15 protein-coding genes are annotated in these 16171 nt (G+C 57.9%); 3 read left to right on the forward strand and 12 right to left on the reverse strand.

From position 1 onward, the window contains the following. Window positions 1-208: 208 nt before the first annotated feature. The gene (locus P775_RS20690; RefSeq protein ID WP_099912768.1) at window positions 209-1642 is read left to right on the forward strand and encodes a DUF2252 domain-containing protein; all 1434 of its coding nucleotides are present in this window, start codon (window positions 209-211) and stop codon (window positions 1640-1642) included. 63 nt (window positions 1643-1705) lie between these two features. On the opposite strand, the gene P775_RS20695 is transcribed toward P775_RS20690, so the two are convergent. From P775_RS20695 to dctP, 5 genes are all read right to left on the reverse strand, one after another. Further along, a complete protein-coding gene (locus P775_RS20695; protein WP_099912769.1) occupies window positions 1706-3223 on the reverse strand; it encodes a malonate--CoA ligase in 1518 nt (505 codons plus the stop codon). 11 nt (window positions 3224-3234) lie between these two features. Beyond that, window positions 3235-4479, reverse strand: a complete 1245-nt coding sequence (locus tag P775_RS20700; protein ID WP_099912770.1) for a malonyl-CoA decarboxylase — start codon at window positions 4477-4479, stop codon at window positions 3235-3237. Then, window positions 4476-5792 carry a TRAP transporter large permease gene (locus P775_RS20705; protein ID WP_099912771.1) on the reverse strand — a complete coding sequence of 439 codons (1317 nt, stop codon included), beginning with the start codon at window positions 5790-5792 and terminating at the stop codon, window positions 4476-4478. The genes P775_RS20700 and P775_RS20705 overlap by 4 nt, the downstream gene beginning before the upstream one ends. Next, window positions 5792-6358 carry a TRAP transporter small permease gene (locus P775_RS20710; protein ID WP_099912772.1) on the reverse strand — a complete coding sequence of 189 codons (567 nt, stop codon included), beginning with the start codon at window positions 6356-6358 and terminating at the stop codon, window positions 5792-5794. The genes P775_RS20705 and P775_RS20710 overlap by 1 nt, the downstream gene beginning before the upstream one ends. Before the next feature lie 69 nt (window positions 6359-6427). Then, window positions 6428-7414, reverse strand: coding sequence for a TRAP transporter substrate-binding protein DctP (dctP, locus tag P775_RS20715; RefSeq protein WP_099912773.1), 987 nt, complete (start codon window positions 7412-7414; stop codon window positions 6428-6430). Window positions 7415-7554: 140 nt separating this feature from the next. Here dctP and P775_RS20720 point away from each other — a divergent pair, with 140 nt between their 5' ends. Beyond that, window positions 7555-8211 (forward strand): GntR family transcriptional regulator, encoded by a 657-nt coding sequence (locus P775_RS20720; RefSeq protein WP_099912774.1) that lies wholly within the window; start codon window positions 7555-7557, stop codon window positions 8209-8211. Between the two features lie 63 nt (window positions 8212-8274). Next, complete coding sequence (locus P775_RS20725) at window positions 8275-9153, forward strand: polysaccharide deacetylase family protein (protein WP_099912775.1); 879 nt, start codon at window positions 8275-8277, stop codon at window positions 9151-9153. Window positions 9154-9156: 3 nt separating this feature from the next. Here the strand turns inward: P775_RS20725 and P775_RS20730 are convergent, their stop codons facing one another. From P775_RS20730 to P775_RS20760, 7 genes are all read right to left on the reverse strand, one after another. Further along, the gene (locus P775_RS20730) at window positions 9157-9267 is read right to left on the reverse strand and encodes a DUF2474 family protein (RefSeq protein ID WP_099912776.1); all 111 of its coding nucleotides are present in this window, start codon (window positions 9265-9267) and stop codon (window positions 9157-9159) included. Next, the gene (cydB, locus tag P775_RS20735; protein ID WP_099912777.1) at window positions 9267-10271 is read right to left on the reverse strand and encodes a cytochrome d ubiquinol oxidase subunit II; all 1005 of its coding nucleotides are present in this window, start codon (window positions 10269-10271) and stop codon (window positions 9267-9269) included. Before cydB ends, P775_RS20730 begins: the two co-directional genes overlap by 1 nt. Window positions 10272-10280: 9 nt before the next feature. Next, window positions 10281-11690, reverse strand: coding sequence for a cytochrome ubiquinol oxidase subunit I (locus tag P775_RS20740; protein ID WP_099912778.1), 1410 nt, complete (start codon window positions 11688-11690; stop codon window positions 10281-10283). A 167-nt stretch (window positions 11691-11857) separates the two neighbouring features. Continuing rightward, window positions 11858-12952 carry a sensor histidine kinase gene (locus P775_RS20745; protein WP_099912779.1) on the reverse strand — a complete coding sequence of 365 codons (1095 nt, stop codon included), beginning with the start codon at window positions 12950-12952 and terminating at the stop codon, window positions 11858-11860. Continuing rightward, window positions 12952-13419, reverse strand: coding sequence for a response regulator (locus tag P775_RS20750; RefSeq protein ID WP_099912780.1), 468 nt, complete (start codon window positions 13417-13419; stop codon window positions 12952-12954). The genes P775_RS20745 and P775_RS20750 overlap by 1 nt, the downstream gene beginning before the upstream one ends. Continuing rightward, window positions 13416-15593, reverse strand: coding sequence for a sensor histidine kinase (locus tag P775_RS20755; protein ID WP_180287519.1), 2178 nt, complete (start codon window positions 15591-15593; stop codon window positions 13416-13418). Before P775_RS20755 ends, P775_RS20750 begins: the two co-directional genes overlap by 4 nt. 113 nt (window positions 15594-15706) lie before the next feature. Continuing rightward, complete coding sequence (locus P775_RS20760) at window positions 15707-16096, reverse strand: hypothetical protein (protein ID WP_099912782.1); 390 nt, start codon at window positions 16094-16096, stop codon at window positions 15707-15709. Between the last annotated feature and the right edge of the window lie 75 nt (window positions 16097-16171).

The following is a 16171-nucleotide window of genomic DNA, read 5'->3' on the forward strand; positions in this document are numbered from 1 at the left end:
TCTTTGAAGAAAGCTTAATGCTATCGGGGCGGGTCTGCTACTGGTAGCGGAACACATTTTTGCGGGTGCGTCCGAGAAAGCGCGTAGAAACGCCAAAAAAGCCAGTCGTTTCTAGCTGGACCATGGTCGCGGCGGGGAACTCGACAGGAACATTCCCGGCAAGACAGCGTTCTGTTGCAGCATTAAAAGTAAAGGATCGGTGGCCCAAATGACCCAGAAAAAGACGCGTCGCAAGACGCTCCACCAAAGGACCGAGACGGTCAAGGCCGAGGTGGATCCGTCGCACAAAGCGGAAGGCCGGGTCGAGGCCTTTGCCCATCTGGCCGTCCGCATCAACGCGGGAGAGTGCGTCGTCCCGCCCAGCATGATGAGTGGGCAGGACCGGCGGCTGCACGTGCGATCAACCCTGCGTGAGGACCATGCTTCGCGCATCGAGCAGCGCGCTTTTGGCGCTCAGCAGAAGTTTCTGAAGCTGTCGGACAACCTGTTCAAATTTTTCCGTGGAACTGCGCTGCTGTTCTACCGCGATATGGTGGGACAGGATGGTCATATGCCGACGGTGATGGCGTTGGGCGACGTGCACCCCGAGAATTTCGGCGTGATGCCGGACAAGAACGGCGCGCCGATCTTTGGTGTCAATGACTTTGACGAAACCATCTATGCGCCCTTCACCTGGGATATCAAACGCGGCGCTGTCGGTTTCTGGATTGCCGCGCGCGAAGTTGGCGGGATGAAGCGAAAGAAGCGCCGCAAGGTCGTGAAGTGTTTCGTGCAGGGCTATCTGGAAGCGATGCAGCAATATGCCGACCGCGCGACGGAAAAGAACGACAGTTATCGCCCCGACAATTCCCCGAAAGTGATCCAGCGGCTGTTCCAGCAGGCCTGGGAAGAGCGGCACGAATGGCTGTGGGAGGATTACCTTAAACCCTCGGGGCGGGGGTTTCGAGCGGATGATGAACTTCAGCCGCTGTCGAGTGAGGTTGCAAAATTTCAAAAGGCGATAAATGATCTGGCCAAAGGCAAAGGGTTCGAAACGCCCGATCGTGCCGGAGAGTTGCGGGTCAAGGATGTCTGCGTGCGCCATGGTCAGGGCACGGCATCGCTGGGCTTGCCGCGGTATTATGTGCTGATCGAGGGGCCATCCAAGGATGCCACCGACGATCTGATCATCGAGTTCAAGCGCGCGCGGCAGTCGGCGTTGCAGGGGCTTACCCCCCCGTCGGATTTCGACGCTGGCGACAAGGCCGACCGTATCGCACATGGCCAGAAAGTTCAGCTGGCGCATGGGGATATCTTTTATGGCGCGGTCGAGATTGATGGCGAAAGCTACATGAGTCGAGAGCGTGCGCCGTTTCGCGATGATATTGATCTTGAGGATCTGAGCTATAAGACTTGGAAGGAATACGCCCATGTCTGCGGCGCGGCCCTTGCGCAGGCACATGCGCTGTCCGACGATCTGGGCAAGGTAGATTATGATGTCGAGCCGTCGATTGTCGCCGCCGCCAGCCCGCGCAAGTTGTTCATTGGCGACATTGTGCGCTTTACCATCGAAGCGGCGGACCGGCTGAAACAGGACCACGCGATGTTTCAGCAAGATTATGCGCAGGGCGCATTCGACACTGTGGATATGGTGTATCGCTGAGATTCAGACTGGGTGTCGGGCAGGCGCTTATCGGCGCCTGCTGCATCGGTTCCGGCCCCAGCCTCAGGCAAGAGTGAACAGAGCGCCAAACCGGTCGCGCAGTTCTTTTTTCTGCACCTTGCCCATCGTGTTGCGCGGCAGTTCGTGCAGAATTACCAGTTTGCGCGGATGTTTGAACCGGGCCAGAGATTCCATGATCTGCGCCGTGATGGCGTCTAGGTCAGGTTCGCTGCCGGGAGACGGCACCAGAACGCCAACCACGGTTTCACCGAAATCCGGATGCGGCACGCCGATCACTGCGGATTCCAGAACGCCGGGTTGATCATCCAGCAGCATCTCTATCTCTTTGGGGTAGATGTTGTAACCGCCCGAAATGATCAGATCCTTGTTGCGCCCGACGATGCTGACATAGCCGTCAGCGTCGATCTGCCCCAGATCCCCTGTGATGAAGAAACCGTCGGCGCGCAGCTCTTCGGCGGTCTTTTCCGGCATCTGCCAGTAGCCCTTGAACACATTCGGCCCGCGCACTTCAATCTGGCCGATTTCACCTTGGGTCAGGGTCATGCCCGTAGCAGGATCGGTGATCCTGAGCTCGACCCCCGGCAGGGGAAAACCGACAGTGCCCGCGCGGCGTTCGCCCTCATAAGGGTTCGATGTGTTCATGTTGGTTTCGGTCATGCCATAGCGTTCAAGGATGCGGTGGCCGGTGCGGCCTTCAAACTGAACGTGGGTTTCAGACAGCAGCGGTGCAGAGCCAGAGATGAACAGGCGCATGTGCTGGGCGAGATCACGATCAAAGCGCGGATCACTCAGCAGGCGGGTGTAAAAGGTCGGTACACCCATCATCGCCGTCGCCCTTGGCAGCAGCGCGATCATCTGGTCGAGGTCGAATTTCGGCAGAAAGATCATCGACCCGCCCGCAATCAGCGAGATATTGGTCGCAACGAAAAGGCCGTGGGTGTGAAAGATCGGCAGCGCATGCAGCAGCACGTCATCTGCCGTGAAACGCCAGTAGTCGGCCAGCGTCTGCGCATTGCTCAGTAAGTTTGACTGGGTCAGCATTGCCCCCTTGGAACGGCCCGTGGTGCCTGAGGTGTAAAGGAATGCGGCAAGGTCTTCGGCGTCGCGCTCTACTGTCGCAAAGCTGTCAGGCTGGCCCGCAGCCCGGTCCATTAGCGAGCCAGTGCCGTCGGCATTCAGGGTTTCCATCTGCGCGCCGCAACCCTGTGCCACCGTGCCAAGGGCTGTGGCTTTGGACGCATCGCAAATCAGCAGTTTCGCGCCAGAGTTCTCTACAAAATAGCGGATTTCCTCGCCCATGTAACCTGTGTTCAGCGGCAAAAACACCACCCCGGCCCGCACGCAAGCGGCATAGACGGCCAGAGCCTCGGGTGATTTTTCGATTTGCGCGGCAAGGCGGTCACCGGGGACAAGGCCCAGATCCGTCAGCACACTGGCGATCCGGGCTGACAGCTTCAGAAAGTTCTCGTGCGTCAGGCTGCCGCCGTTGGGCAGGTGTAGAAAGACCGTGTCGCGCCCGGCATGACGGCCAAAGAGTGTGTCATAAAGTGGGTTGGCCATGGGTGTGTCCTTCATGCGTTCTGTAACGTCACTGCACTGGCAAGCGCGCGCACCTCGGACGAGGCGGCGATTGTGCCGACGGTGGCAAATTTTTCGTGGTTCTGCGTGATCTGGGCGAGGTCGTAAAGATAGTTCACCATCACGCCACCCGACTGGTCGATCCCGTTGGACGAGGTGTCGGCACTGGCATGCACCGCATGCACCTGCGCGCCATTGCCCAGATGAAAGCGGGCCACAGGGTCCACCGGGCCACCATCGGGGCGTTTGGCCAGCGTCAGGTAGTGCGCAGTGATCTGGCGCTGGGCCGTCGGGTCATCAGGCAGGGGGCGGCCCTGCTTTTCCAGCCAGCGTGTCAGGCCGGGGATCGGTGACAGAGTGACAAAGGTCTTCAGCCCCGGCAGTTCGCGGCTCAGATCCGCGACCACCTGTTTGATCAGGGAATTTCCGAAGGAGATGCCGGCAAGGCCAGACTGACAGTTTGAAATGGAATAGAACACCGCCGTGTCGGCATTGCGTGCCTCGAGTGGTGCGCGTCCGTCGGCCAGAAGGCCCTGTATGGAATCTGGGATGCCTTTGGTCAGCGCAACCTCAACAAAGATCAGCGGTTCATTTGGCATGGCCGGATGGAAAAACGCAAAACAGCGCCGGTCGGTGGGTTGCAGGCGTCGGCGCAGATCGTCCCAGCTGTGGATCGCATGGACCGCTTCGTAAACGATGATCTTTTCCAGAATCTCTGCCGGGCTTTCCCAGTTGATCGGGCGCAGCACCAGAAAACCGCGGTTGAACCACGACGCGAACAGGTGCCGCAGGTCCAGATCCAGCATGGCAAATTCCGGGTTCTCCCGCGCCATGTGCAGCAGATCTGCGCGCATGTCGACCAGCTGCCCAGTAGCCCCCGGCACCTGATTTAGACGGCGCGCCAGTTCCTGCCGGGGTGGTTCGACAAGATCCATGAGGGCTTTGTAACTACTTTTGTCCTGATGGGCTTCGTATGTGTCCAAAGCTGTGCGCATGGAAGTTGTATTTATGCCCTGCGAGTTGGTGAGGTAGGAGAAAAAGGCGCGTCTCTCCTCCCATTCCATCGCGGCATAGCGGTCGAGGATGAGCCTTGCCAGCACCATGCCGGAGACCTCTCCGGAATTGCTGATGAGGTCGGCGCACAGCTCCTCGATCGTGCGACCTTTGCGGTCGGGTTCGGACGCACCCCGGTATCGGCGGTCAAACACGGTAGACAGAAGATCGGCAAAAAGGCTCATAGTCCTTGTCCCATGACTTGGTCCGGGAGCCATGTGGCGATACCCGGAAAGAGGCAGAGCAGCACGATGGCCAGCACCATGCAGGCGACGTAGGGCAAAGAGCCCAGCAGAATGGTCTTGAGCGAGATATCCGGCGCAATGCCGTTGATGACGTAGAGGTTGAGCCCGACCGGGGGCGAGATCAAGCCGATTTCCATGTTGATGGTCAGGATCACTGCGAACCAGATCGGGTCAAACCCGGCGACGGTGATGATCGGCAGTAATATGGGCGCGGCCATGAGAATGACGGCCACGGGGGGCAGAAAGAACCCCGCCACCAGCAGGAAGACATTGATCATCGCCATCAGCACCCAGCGGTTAACATCTAACGTGCCGATCCATTCGGCAATGCTCTGTGTGATGAACAGGCTGGAGAGCATGTAGGAAAACACACCCGCTGCCGCGATGATGAACAGGATCATGACTGATTCACGCGTTGAGTCGCGCAGTATCACCCAGAGGTCGCGCGGATGCCACAATCGGTAGATCAGCACAGCGATGACGATGCAGAGCAGCGCGCCGACGGCGGCTGTTTCAGACGGTGTCGCGATGCCGCCGTACATCGCATAGAGGACACCCAGGATGATGGCGAGGAAGGGTAAAACTTTTGGCAGAATCTCGAACTTCTGCTTCCAAGTGTAGTTGGTCGAGCTGAGGACCCGCGCGTCGCCTGACCGCCAGGTCGCATATATTGACCAGGCCATGAACAGTGCGACCAGCATGATCCCGGGAAAAACTCCCGCAAGGAACAGCCGCCCGATCGAGGATTCAGTGGCGATGCCATAGACGATCATCGTGACCGAGGGTGGGATGAGAATTCCCAGCGTTCCACCCGCTGCGATGGACCCGGCTGCAACTCCGTCCGGGTACCCGCGCTTGCGCATCTCGGGGATGCCCATCTTGCCGATGGCGGCGCAGGTGGCGGGGGATGAGCCGGACATGGCGGCGAACAGGGCGCAGGCGCCGAGGTTGGAGATGACGAGGCCACCTGGCACGCGTGTCAACCAGCGTTCGAGCGCCTCATAAAGGTCAGCACCAGCGCGGGTCGAAGCGATGCTCGCCCCCATGATGATGAACATCGGGATCGACAGAAGGGCAAAGCTGTTGAGCTCAGCAAAGAACAGGTCAGGCAAGGAGGCCAGCGAGCGCACCCCGTCAAAGACCAGCAAAAAACCGGTGGCGACGATGAGCAGGCCCGAGGCGACGGAGATGCCGGAAAACAGCACGACGATTGTGATGATGCCGACAAGTAGGGCAAGCGTTAGCGGATCCATCAGCTATCCCCTTTCTGCGGCAGGACATCCGGCACCATTGAGGCGGCAAGCGGATTATCCCGCCCGATCACGGTCATGTAGAGGTCAGCCGAGAGCTGAAGGAAGAACAGCGCAAATCCGAGTGGCACCGTCATGTAGGGAATCCAGAGCGGGAAGGCCCAGACGCTTTCCGATTTCCAGTTGCGTGACCATGCAAGGTGGAACGTGTCAAAGCCGTAGTAGATCATCACACCCGCCATCAACAATGTCAGGGCCAGCACGAAAAGCGCCAGAATCCGGCGTGCTCCGGCTGGCATAAGGCCAGGGACAAGGTCGACGCCCACATGCCCGCGCAGGCGCTGTACGTAACACAAGCCCAGCAGCGTCGCGGCGATGACAAGGTAGATCACTGCCTCGGTCTGCCAGAAGGTCGAAGACTTCAGGATCAGCCGCACAAAGATCATCTGGCAGGTGATGAAGACGGAGGCGAGGATCATCAGGGCGGCAATCACACCGCAGAGTTCAGAGACACTGCGGATCATCCGCACAAGGATCGGGTCTGCGTCGGAAAGGGCGGGATCGGTCATGAGGAGTGGCTCCTGTCAGGAAAAGGAGCGCCCGCTCGAGCACTGCGGCTGGGGCGGGCGCATTCTGGATCACTCTACGGCAAGCGCCATGTCGAGCAGTTCCTGACCATTGGGCGTTTCACTTACGAAGATCGGAAAGGCCGTGGTCTTGGCCAGTTCAAGCCATTTGTCGAAATCTTCCGGCGTCATGTCCGCTATCTTGACCCCAGCATCGGCAAAGGTCTGACGCGCGACCTCATCGCCCTTCTTGCCTTCTTCTAGGTAGAAAGCTTCGGCCTTGTCAGCAGCATCTGTCAGGGCAGTCTGCTGTTCGGGCGTCAGGCTTTCAAAAGTCGTCTTGTTGATCAGCATCGGCTGGTACATGAACCACAGCGCGGTATCGCCCGCCGGGGTGTAGCATTCGAGCTGTTCGTAAAGACGGTAGCTTACAAAGCTTTCGGACGATGTGTTGGTCGCGTCGAGAACACCGGTCTGCAGCGCAGGGTAAATCTCTGATGAGGCCATAGAGGAAATCGAGGCACCGGCACCGGCCAGCATCTCTTCAAAGGACTTTCCCGCAGCGCGGATGCTGACGCCCTTCACATCTTCGGGTTTTGTGATGCAGCCCTTGTTGGAACCGAAACCGCCGGCAAGATAGCCATGCACAAGCACCATCACGTCATCATCAGCCATGATGTCTTCGAGCTTGGCCATGAACGGCGAATGTGACAGCCGGTCGCCGTGTTCGAGGTTTTTGACCAGTCCCGGCATCAGCGTGAGGTTGTAGGCGGGTTGCTGTCCGCCAGCATAGGACAGCGGCAGCACAGTCATGTCGAGCTGGCCGCGCGATAGCGGAGTATATTGTTCGCGCGCTTTGAAAAGCGACTGCGAACCGAACACCCTGATCGTGAGATCGACATTGGCGGCGGCGACATCCTCCGCCACCATCTCAGCGATCTTGTTGCGTACGTCATTGCCCGACCACTGATGCGACAGGCGCAGTTCTGTGGCCTGCGCAGTGCTGCCAAGTGCCGCGAGCGTCAGCGCGGCGACGGTTGCCTTCAGAAAATGTTTCATGTGTTCCTCCCAACACGTCCGACCCTCCCCGGTCAGACTTTGTGGGAGAAGCGTGGGGGAGGACGCACACAGAGTCAACAATCTTGTATACAAGAAATAGCATCTTGCCGACAAAGACCTGCCCAAGTACCCTCTCGCTCATGGAAAAAATTCGGCCGAATGAGATTGCAGATGCCTTGGAGGAGCTGGTTTTCACTGGTGAATTCAAGGATGGCGACCGGTTGGACGAGATCACGCTGGCCGCCCGGTTTGGCGTATCACGCACCCCGATTCGCGAGGCGTTGCAACGGCTTGTGGTGTCAGGACTGGCAGAGCAATTGCCCCGTCGCGGCGTGTTTATCCGCCAGCCGGGGCCGATGGATCTGATGGAGATGTTCGAGACAATGGCAGAGATCGAGGCCGCCTGCGGGCGGCTGGCGGCTCTGCGCATCTCTGATACCGCTTTGGGAACGCTGGAGCAGACCAATGCCCGCTGTCAGGCGGCTGTGACGGCTGGCGATGTGGATGGCTATTACCGCGGGAACCAGCAGTTCCACCAGGTGATTTATCACGAGACCGGCAACAGTTTTCTTGAACATGAGGCGCTGCGCCTGAACCGGCGGCTCAGCGCGTTTCGCCGGGTTCAGCTGCGCTGGCGCGGACGCATGGCGCAGTCCATGGCTGAACATGAAACGGTTGTGATGGCTTTGCGGGATGGCAATGCCGTGCTGGCAGCTGACACGCTGCGCTCGCATGTGGCCGTGCAGGGCGAAAGGTTTCATCAGTTGATCGCAAGTCTGCGGATGGCAGCGCAGTAAAGCCGCGCTGATACTTGTGCCCCTCGCGGCCGCATGGCCTAAAGGCGGCAAAGGAGAGTTTACATGCCCCTGATTGGCCACGGCCGCTATCCCTTTAGTGCGATCACACAGCGTCCCGATTTCGACTGGCCGGGTGGGGCGCGTCTTGCGGTTTATCTTGGCATGAACTTGGAGTGTTTCGATTTTGGCACTGGGCTGGGGGCGGAACTGGCACCGGGGGGGCCGCAACCGGATGTGCTGAATTACGCTTGGCGTGATTACGGCAACCGTGTGGGGGTTTGGCGCATGCTGGATCTGTTCGACAAGCTGGACCTGCCCTGCACGGCGCTGACCAACAGCGCGATGTATGATGCCGCGCCGGGTGTGGTCGAAGCGTTTCGCACGCGTGGCGATGAGATTTCTGGCCATGGCCGCACCAATTCGGAACGTCAGGGCATTCTGGACGAGGTGGCAGAAGCCGCACTAATCGAGGAGGCCACTGCGCGCATTACTTTGGAAGAGCGGTGCGCCCCCAAGGGATGGCTGGGGCCGTGGATTTCACAAAGTCGAGTGACGCCTGATCTGCTGGACGAGGCTGGGTATGAGTATCTGCTGGACTGGTGCCATGACGATCAGCCGGTCTGGATGCAGACCCGGGGTGGGCGCATCCTGTCGGTGCCCTATCCTCAAGAGCTGAATGACATTCCCCAGATCGTGGGACGCAAACGAGAGGGTGCCGATTTTGCCGATATGATCATCGACGCCTTTGACGTGATGTTAGCGGAGAGCGCGCAGCGCCCCCTTGTTATGGGAATTGCCCTGCACGCCTATCTGATGGGGCATCCGCACAGAATAAAACACCTGGATCGTGCACTGAGTACTCTGAAAGAGCGCGCGGATGGCCGGGTCTGGTTCACCACCGCCGGGGCGATCAGCGATCATTATAGATCGCTGATCCTGTGATTTTCAGCCGATAAACAGTTTTATGCCATAGGCGACGAGCCCCAGCGCCAGAACGCTGGCAATCCAGATGGCGGCGAACCACACCAGCCGCCTGCCAATCCGTTTCTGTGCCATCAATGATAGCCCTTCTCCGGATCGATCTTTCCGCGAAACACCCAATAGGCATAGGCAGTATAGCCCAGGATCAGCGGCACAAGAACAACAGCTCCTACGAGCGTGAACTTCAGGCTGCTTTCAGGCGCCGCAGCCTGCCAGATCGTCATGTCGGGCGGCACCATGTGGGGATAAAAGCTGATCCCGATGCCGATAAAGCTGATCCCGAAAAGCGCCAGAGACGCCATAAACGGCGCGATATCATGATGATCGCGCAACCCGGTGAACAGCTTGTAGGTGGTCAGCGCCAAAAGCACGGGCATGACCACACTGAAGGCGCTGCCGGGCAGGTTAAACCAGCGATGGAAATAAACCGGGTCCTGAAATGGCGTGAGGATGCTGACCAGGCCAATTGCTGCCAGAGTGGCTATTGCCAAGGGACTGGCAAAGCTGCGCATATGTGCCTGAACCGGCCCCTCAAGCTTCATGTTGAGCCATGTCGCGCCCAGCAGAGCGTAGCCGATCACAACGGCCAGACCGGTCAGGATCGAAAACGGCGTGAGCCAGTCCCACCAACCACCGGCATAGGCGCGGTCCGCCACTTCGATCCCCTGCACCAGCGCGCCCAGAGCAATGCCCTGCATAAAGGCGGCCATGGTCGAGCCGCCGAAGAACGCGAAGTCCCAGACCGGTTTCCACCGTTTTGTCCGCCAACGATATTCAAAGGCGACACCCCGGAAAACCAGCGCCAGCAGCATCAGGATGATCGGCATGTAAAGCGCCGGCATCACCACCGCATAGGCGAGCGGGAAGACGGCAAAAAGCCCGCCGCCCCCCAGCACCAGCCAAGTCTCGTTCCCATCCCAGATCGGCGCGACGGAGTTCATCATCACGTCGCGCTCCTGCTCGGACCGCCCAAAAGGGAACAGGATTCCGACACCCAGGTCGAACCCGTCCAGAATCACGTAGACCAGAACCGCAAATGCGATGATCCCGGCCCAGATGAATGCATAATCAATGACCATGTCGCTCTCCTATTCTGCCGGACGTGTCCGGTTGGGGGTCTGCTGGGCCGGGGTTACCCCAGCGGCACGGATCGGCGCATCGTTCAGGCCCAGACGTGCAGTCCCGGGCGTTTTGCCCATCATGCGCAGGATGTAATAGGTGCCTGCGCCGAAGACGAAGAAGTAGACCACGATGAAGGCGATCAGCGAAGCTGCCACAGCCGGTGCTGCTATGGGCGCCAGACTGTCAGAGGTGCGCAGAAGCCCGTATACCGTAAAGGGCTGGCGCCCGACCTCTGTCGTGATCCATCCGGCCAGAACGGCAACAAAACCCATAGGCCCCATGATCAGCGCGGCACGGTGCAGCCACTTGTCCTCGTAGAGCTGCCCCTTGAACCGCCGCAAAAGGCTCCATATGCCGATGCCAAGCATTGCAAAGCCAATGGCGATCATCACCCGAAAGCTCCAGAAAACGATTGCCACGGGTGGCTCGTCCTCGTCGGGGATGGTGTCCAGACCATCCAGCGGTGCGTTCAGGTCGTGTTTGAGGATCAGACTAGACAGTTTGGGGATCTGGATCGCGTAGTCGATCCGCTTTTCTTCGGGGTTCGGAATGCCGAACAGGATCAGTGGAGCGCCGTCTGGATGGCTTTGGTAATGGCCCTCCATCGCCATGATCTTGACCGGCTGGTGTTCGAGCGTGTTCAGCCCGTGCATGTCACCGGCAATGATCTGGATTGGCGTGACGATCACCGCCATCCACATCGCCATTGAGAACATGCGCCGGGTTTCGGCCTGCGCCTTGTCCTTGAGCAGATGCCAGCCGGCAACCCCGGCCACCACAAAGGCGGTGGTCAGGTAGGCCGCCAATACCATATGCGTCAGCCGGTAGGGGAAGGAGGGGTTGAAGATCACCGCCCACCAATCCTCTGGCACGAATTGACCAACGTCGTTCATTCCATATCCCGCAGGCGTCTGCATCCAAGAGTTCACCGACAGGATCCAGGTCGCAGACATCAGCGTGCCAAATGCGACCATGCCAGTGGCAAACATATGCAGCCCGTTGCCGACCTTTTCACGGCCAAAGAGCATGATGCCGAGGAAACCGGCCTCAAGGAAAAAGGCCGACAAGACTTCGTAGGCCATCAAGGGGCCAAGCACCGGGCCGGTCTTGTCTGCGTAAACGCTCCAGTTCGTGCCGAACTGGTAGGACATGACGATCCCGGACACGACCCCCATGCCAAAGGCCACTGCAAAGATCTTTTTCCAGTAGTCGAACAAGTGCAGATAGGTCACATCCCCGGTTCGCAGCCATTGGGCATTCAGGACTGCGAGGAAACTGGCCAGTCCGATCGAGAACGCCGGAAAGATGATGTGGAACGAAACGGTAAACGCAAATTGTACGCGCGCGAGTGTTTCCGCGGTGAAACCATCAAGCATGGCTTTCTCCTCTTTCTGGCAGGTGGCGATATCTGAGCCGCTCGAAAAGCTACCTATACCTTCGCAGCGGGTGAGCGAAGGACAAGTCGCGAAATGTGCGCAGTTGCCGCGGCGGGGAACCAATGGGCATGGGTTTCCAGCGCTGGGAGCCTTCGTAGGCAGTGCGCTCAGTGCTGCGGCAGGGCTGCGGCAAGAGCAGGAAGCTCAAGATGGACCTCTGTTCCCACATCAGGTGTCGACTCCACGCGGATAATACCACGGTGGCGTTTTACGATGCGCGCACAGGTAGCCAGCCCCAACCCTGAACCTGCAAATTCAGACTGATGGTTCAGACGCTTGAATGGTTCGAACATCTTTGGAAGATCGTATTCGGCGATGCCTATTCCATTATCTGAGATGACGATTCGAACCATGTTGCCGGTTTGCCCTGCGGCCGACACGCGGACGACAGGCGCGCGGTCCCGGCAGAATTTGACGCCGTTGGCGATGATATTCTGAAACAGTTGAGTCAGTTGCGCGCGATCACCATAGAGGTTAGGAAGCTGCCCCATCTCAATGCGGGCACCGGCCTCTGTGATTTCGATGGCCAGATTTTCAGTGACATCCGCAACGATATCTGCCGCATCCATTTGCTCGAAACTGGGCGGACGGTCCATGAAGGCATAAGACCTTAGGCTTTTCAGAAGTGCGGACATGCGCCGTGCCTGATTTTGCATTTTTTGGGCTATGTTTGAAACGCCTTCCATATCCCGGTCGACAATATGTTCCTGCATCACGTCCACCAACATATCGACGCCACGTATCGGCGCGGCAAGGTCGTGCACCAGTACATGTGCAAAGGCCTCAAGTTCTTGATGCTGTGCTCTGACCCGGGATCTGAGCCGCGCCAGCTTGAGCGCGTTTTCGGCGCTTCTGCGGATGGCGTTGGCATTCAGGTCGCGTTTCGGGATGTAGTCGGTAGCCCCCGCAGTGATCACACCGGCGGCGATCTTCTCATCACCTTGGCCTGTCACCACGACAATTGCCAGGTCGGGCCAGATTTCGAGCAGTTTGCGTACTGCCGAGTTGCCGTCTATATCTGGCATGTTGTAATCCAGAAAGGCAATTTCTGGATCGCGGTCACGAACCGCGTCAAGTGCCTGTGTCAGCGAGGGGAATTCGCTCAATCGACAAGGCAGGTTCGACCGTTCCAGATAGCGGGAGATGATCTTGCGATCTCCGGCATCGTCGTCGATGATCCAGCCAGTAAAGCTGTCCGGCATCAGATATGACCAGATTTCGCAATGATTTCAGGCACTTCAACCAGACGCCAAAAGCCGCCAAGCATTTCCATCAGCTTCAGGAAATCGCGCCCAGCGGTCTGTTTCAGGATATAGCCTGCCACCTGATTATCATAGGCCGTGTCAATGTCGCACCTATCGCTTGATGTGGTCAGCATGAACACGATCGAGCGCTTCAATTCGGGTGTTTCACGCAGTTTCGCCACCAGTTCATGCCCATCCATAAGTGGCATGTTCACGTCGACCAGCAGGATGTAGCGACGCGGAGGGACAGCCTCGGTTTCCTGACGCAAATATTCGAGAGCCCTTGCACCGTTGGTCAGGCGGATCATGGGGTTGTTGATCCGCGCAGCCGAAAAGGCGCGCTGTACGGCCTTCGCATCGCCATCATCATCTTCGACCAGAAGAATAGACACCGGTTTGTTTTTACGGTGAGTGTGCATGTTCATGCGGCCTCTTCTCGCGTTGACGCTTTCAGCCAGAATTTCGGAATTGTGAATTCGAATGTGGTGCCCCGTGCGCCGTCCGAGATAAGGTGAAGCGTGCCTCCGAAGACCTCGACGTTCTTCTTGACCATCGCCAGCCCCATCCCGCTGCCTTCAACTTCGTCCCGGGGGCGCAGCGTCTGGAATAGCCCAAATACCTTTTCGTGATATTTCGGCGGTATGCCCGGACCGTCGTCGCTGACCGTAAAGCAAAGCGCCTCGGATTTTACGCGAACTTCAAGTATCACGCGCCCCGTTGCACGATCATGGTGCTTGATCGCGTTGCCAAGAAGATTCTGCAGGATGGATCGCATCGGCACCACCGGCATTGCGATCTTGTCAAATTCCGGGCCGACTTCGATCATGATGCCTGACGTCACGGGCAAAAGATCGCGCACCTCTTCGAAAAGATCGCTGCCGCTGACCATTTGCACCTCGCTTCCCTTTCGGCCGATACGTGAATGTTCCAGAAGATCGTCAAGAAGCCGTTCCATTCTGTTGATTCGATTTCGGATAAGAGCGAGGTTCTCGCGGGAATCCGGATCAAGCTTGTGTTTTAGGTCCTCTTCGATCCAGAGCGATGCGTTATCGATCACCCGCAGCGGCGCTTTCAGGTCATGGGATGCGACATAGGCGAAACTGTCGAGTTCCGAGTTAGAGCGTTTCAGCGCGCCGATCAGAGTGTTCAGCTCCGCGAGGTGTTCCTCACGATCGGTCATGTCCCGCACGATGGCAGCCAGATGTGCTGCATCACCTATTCGAAAGTGGCTGAGTGCCACGTCTACTGGAAAGGTTGTCCCGTCCTGGCGATGAGCCAAAAATTCGTGACTTCCCGCTTGCCCCACAACGCCTGTATCTCCGCCTTTCTCGGCTATATTAGCATCTGGCCAGTCTGGCATGAGCTTGCTGATATGCCAGCCAGCAAAGTCGAGTGTGTGCAGTCCGAACATGCGGATGCCGGAGGGATTGATCGAATGCAGCCGACCTGTGTGATCCATGGTAAGCACACCGTCCGCTGTGCTGCTCAGGATCGCACGTGCTTGGTTCGCTTCTCCGATCAGGGCATTGTTCCTGTTCAGAAATGCCCTGGCCAAATCGCCAACTTCATCCCGTGAACTAAGCACCGCTTCGATCGGAGCGCGATTGTCAGTCGGATTGAGGATCTCTTCGCGGAGCCGCTGGAGAGGAGTCGTCAAAAGGCGCGCGAAAAGTGCCGCGACAAGGGTCGAAATCAGGATGAACATAATGGACCAGATCGTCGTATCGCGAACCACTTGCCTGACCGGTGCGAGAAATTTTTCCGTTGGCAAGCTTGCGACGACACCGAAGGAAAATGGCGAATGGGTGCTGCCTGTCGATACTGGGATCAGGATGGACGCAGTGCCTTGAGAGACGGACACACTGGAAGTGAGGCCCGAGAAATCCTTGATTTGCGACTGTGCCAAAGAGGTTTCGTCGAGATGAAAGGCAAATTCCGGCGCAGCCTGATTGGGGCCGAAGACAAGGGCGTCGCCATTTTGGTTGAGAGCGGTGATCTGAACCGACGGTGGGCTGTCAGGCATCGCGTTGCGCAGAAACGCCTCGTAATCGACATTGATGACGATCGCGCCGAAGAGTTCGCCATTATCATCTTTAAGCGGCTGGACCAGTCGCATTGTGGGTAGATTGGGCTTTGCCACCACACCGTTTTCACGGTTCAACGTGATCGGGGAAACATAGAAGGCCCCAGGAGCGAGGTCTGCCAGAATAAGTATGTAGGGTTCCTGACCTTTTGCTTGTAGGTCCGTTGCAGGAATGACATGGATGCCGCTGGCGTCACTGTCGACCCGCACGAGCTCACGGCCATTGTCCTGAAGTCCAATGAGCCGAAGCTGTGTATAGTGTGGCCGCGCCCTCAAGAAGGTGCCGAATGCTACCGCCAGTCCTGCCTTTAGGTCTTCTAATTTTCCGCCACTTGCGGGGATTATGCGATCCGAAGCGCGACTGGAGCGGATAATTCTCTGGAGAATAGAAGCTTCCTTTAGGACCAAGGCATCGCTGCGGATGGCCGAGAACTCATATTGGAACTTGTCAGCGAACAGTCGGCCCTCGGCCTGCAGCCGTTCGACCGCGGTCTGGGTAACGATATGGTTGGTCATGGAATAGCTGACGAAGGTGTTGATCAATGCGAGACTGAACGTGCATGTGATCACTATTAACAAGATTCTGCCACGCAGGGTGGGTGGCAAGAGAGTATCGGTTATTTGGCGCCTCATAGCTTGATGCCTGAGAGAAAATGAAATTTTCCTGCCTTAGAGTGGGCACTGGTCAGCCGTCCGTGCGGTACCGTTTCATAGCCATCCCGGGTTAAAAGCAGTTGCCTTTCAGGATGTCTCGGTTTTCGATCTGCCACGTCGACGCCGTGCCGTGTTAAATCTCTTTCAAGTGAATGCAGCAGCGGGTCGTATTTCGATTTTTTCTTGTGCGGATAGTCTGCACTGGCATCAAAAACCGCGCGGTCTATTTCCAAGGATAGCCGAATCTGATCGGATGCTTTCAGCAGCCAGTCCAATGCATTGTCCCCGATGGGTACGGTACGACCACATACGGGCGCGGCCAGAATGCCATTCGCAGTTTCCAGCGGTCCTTTCGCGGCCAGCATGAGTTTCGGCTCCTTGGGGTTTGCTTCGCGACATAGAGAGCTTGCAACTCTACAGGCTTCAAAATCGTTAAAACC

The organism is Puniceibacterium antarcticum, from assembly GCF_002760615.1.
Classification (GTDB): Bacteria; Pseudomonadota; Alphaproteobacteria; order Rhodobacterales; family Rhodobacteraceae; genus Puniceibacterium; species Puniceibacterium antarcticum.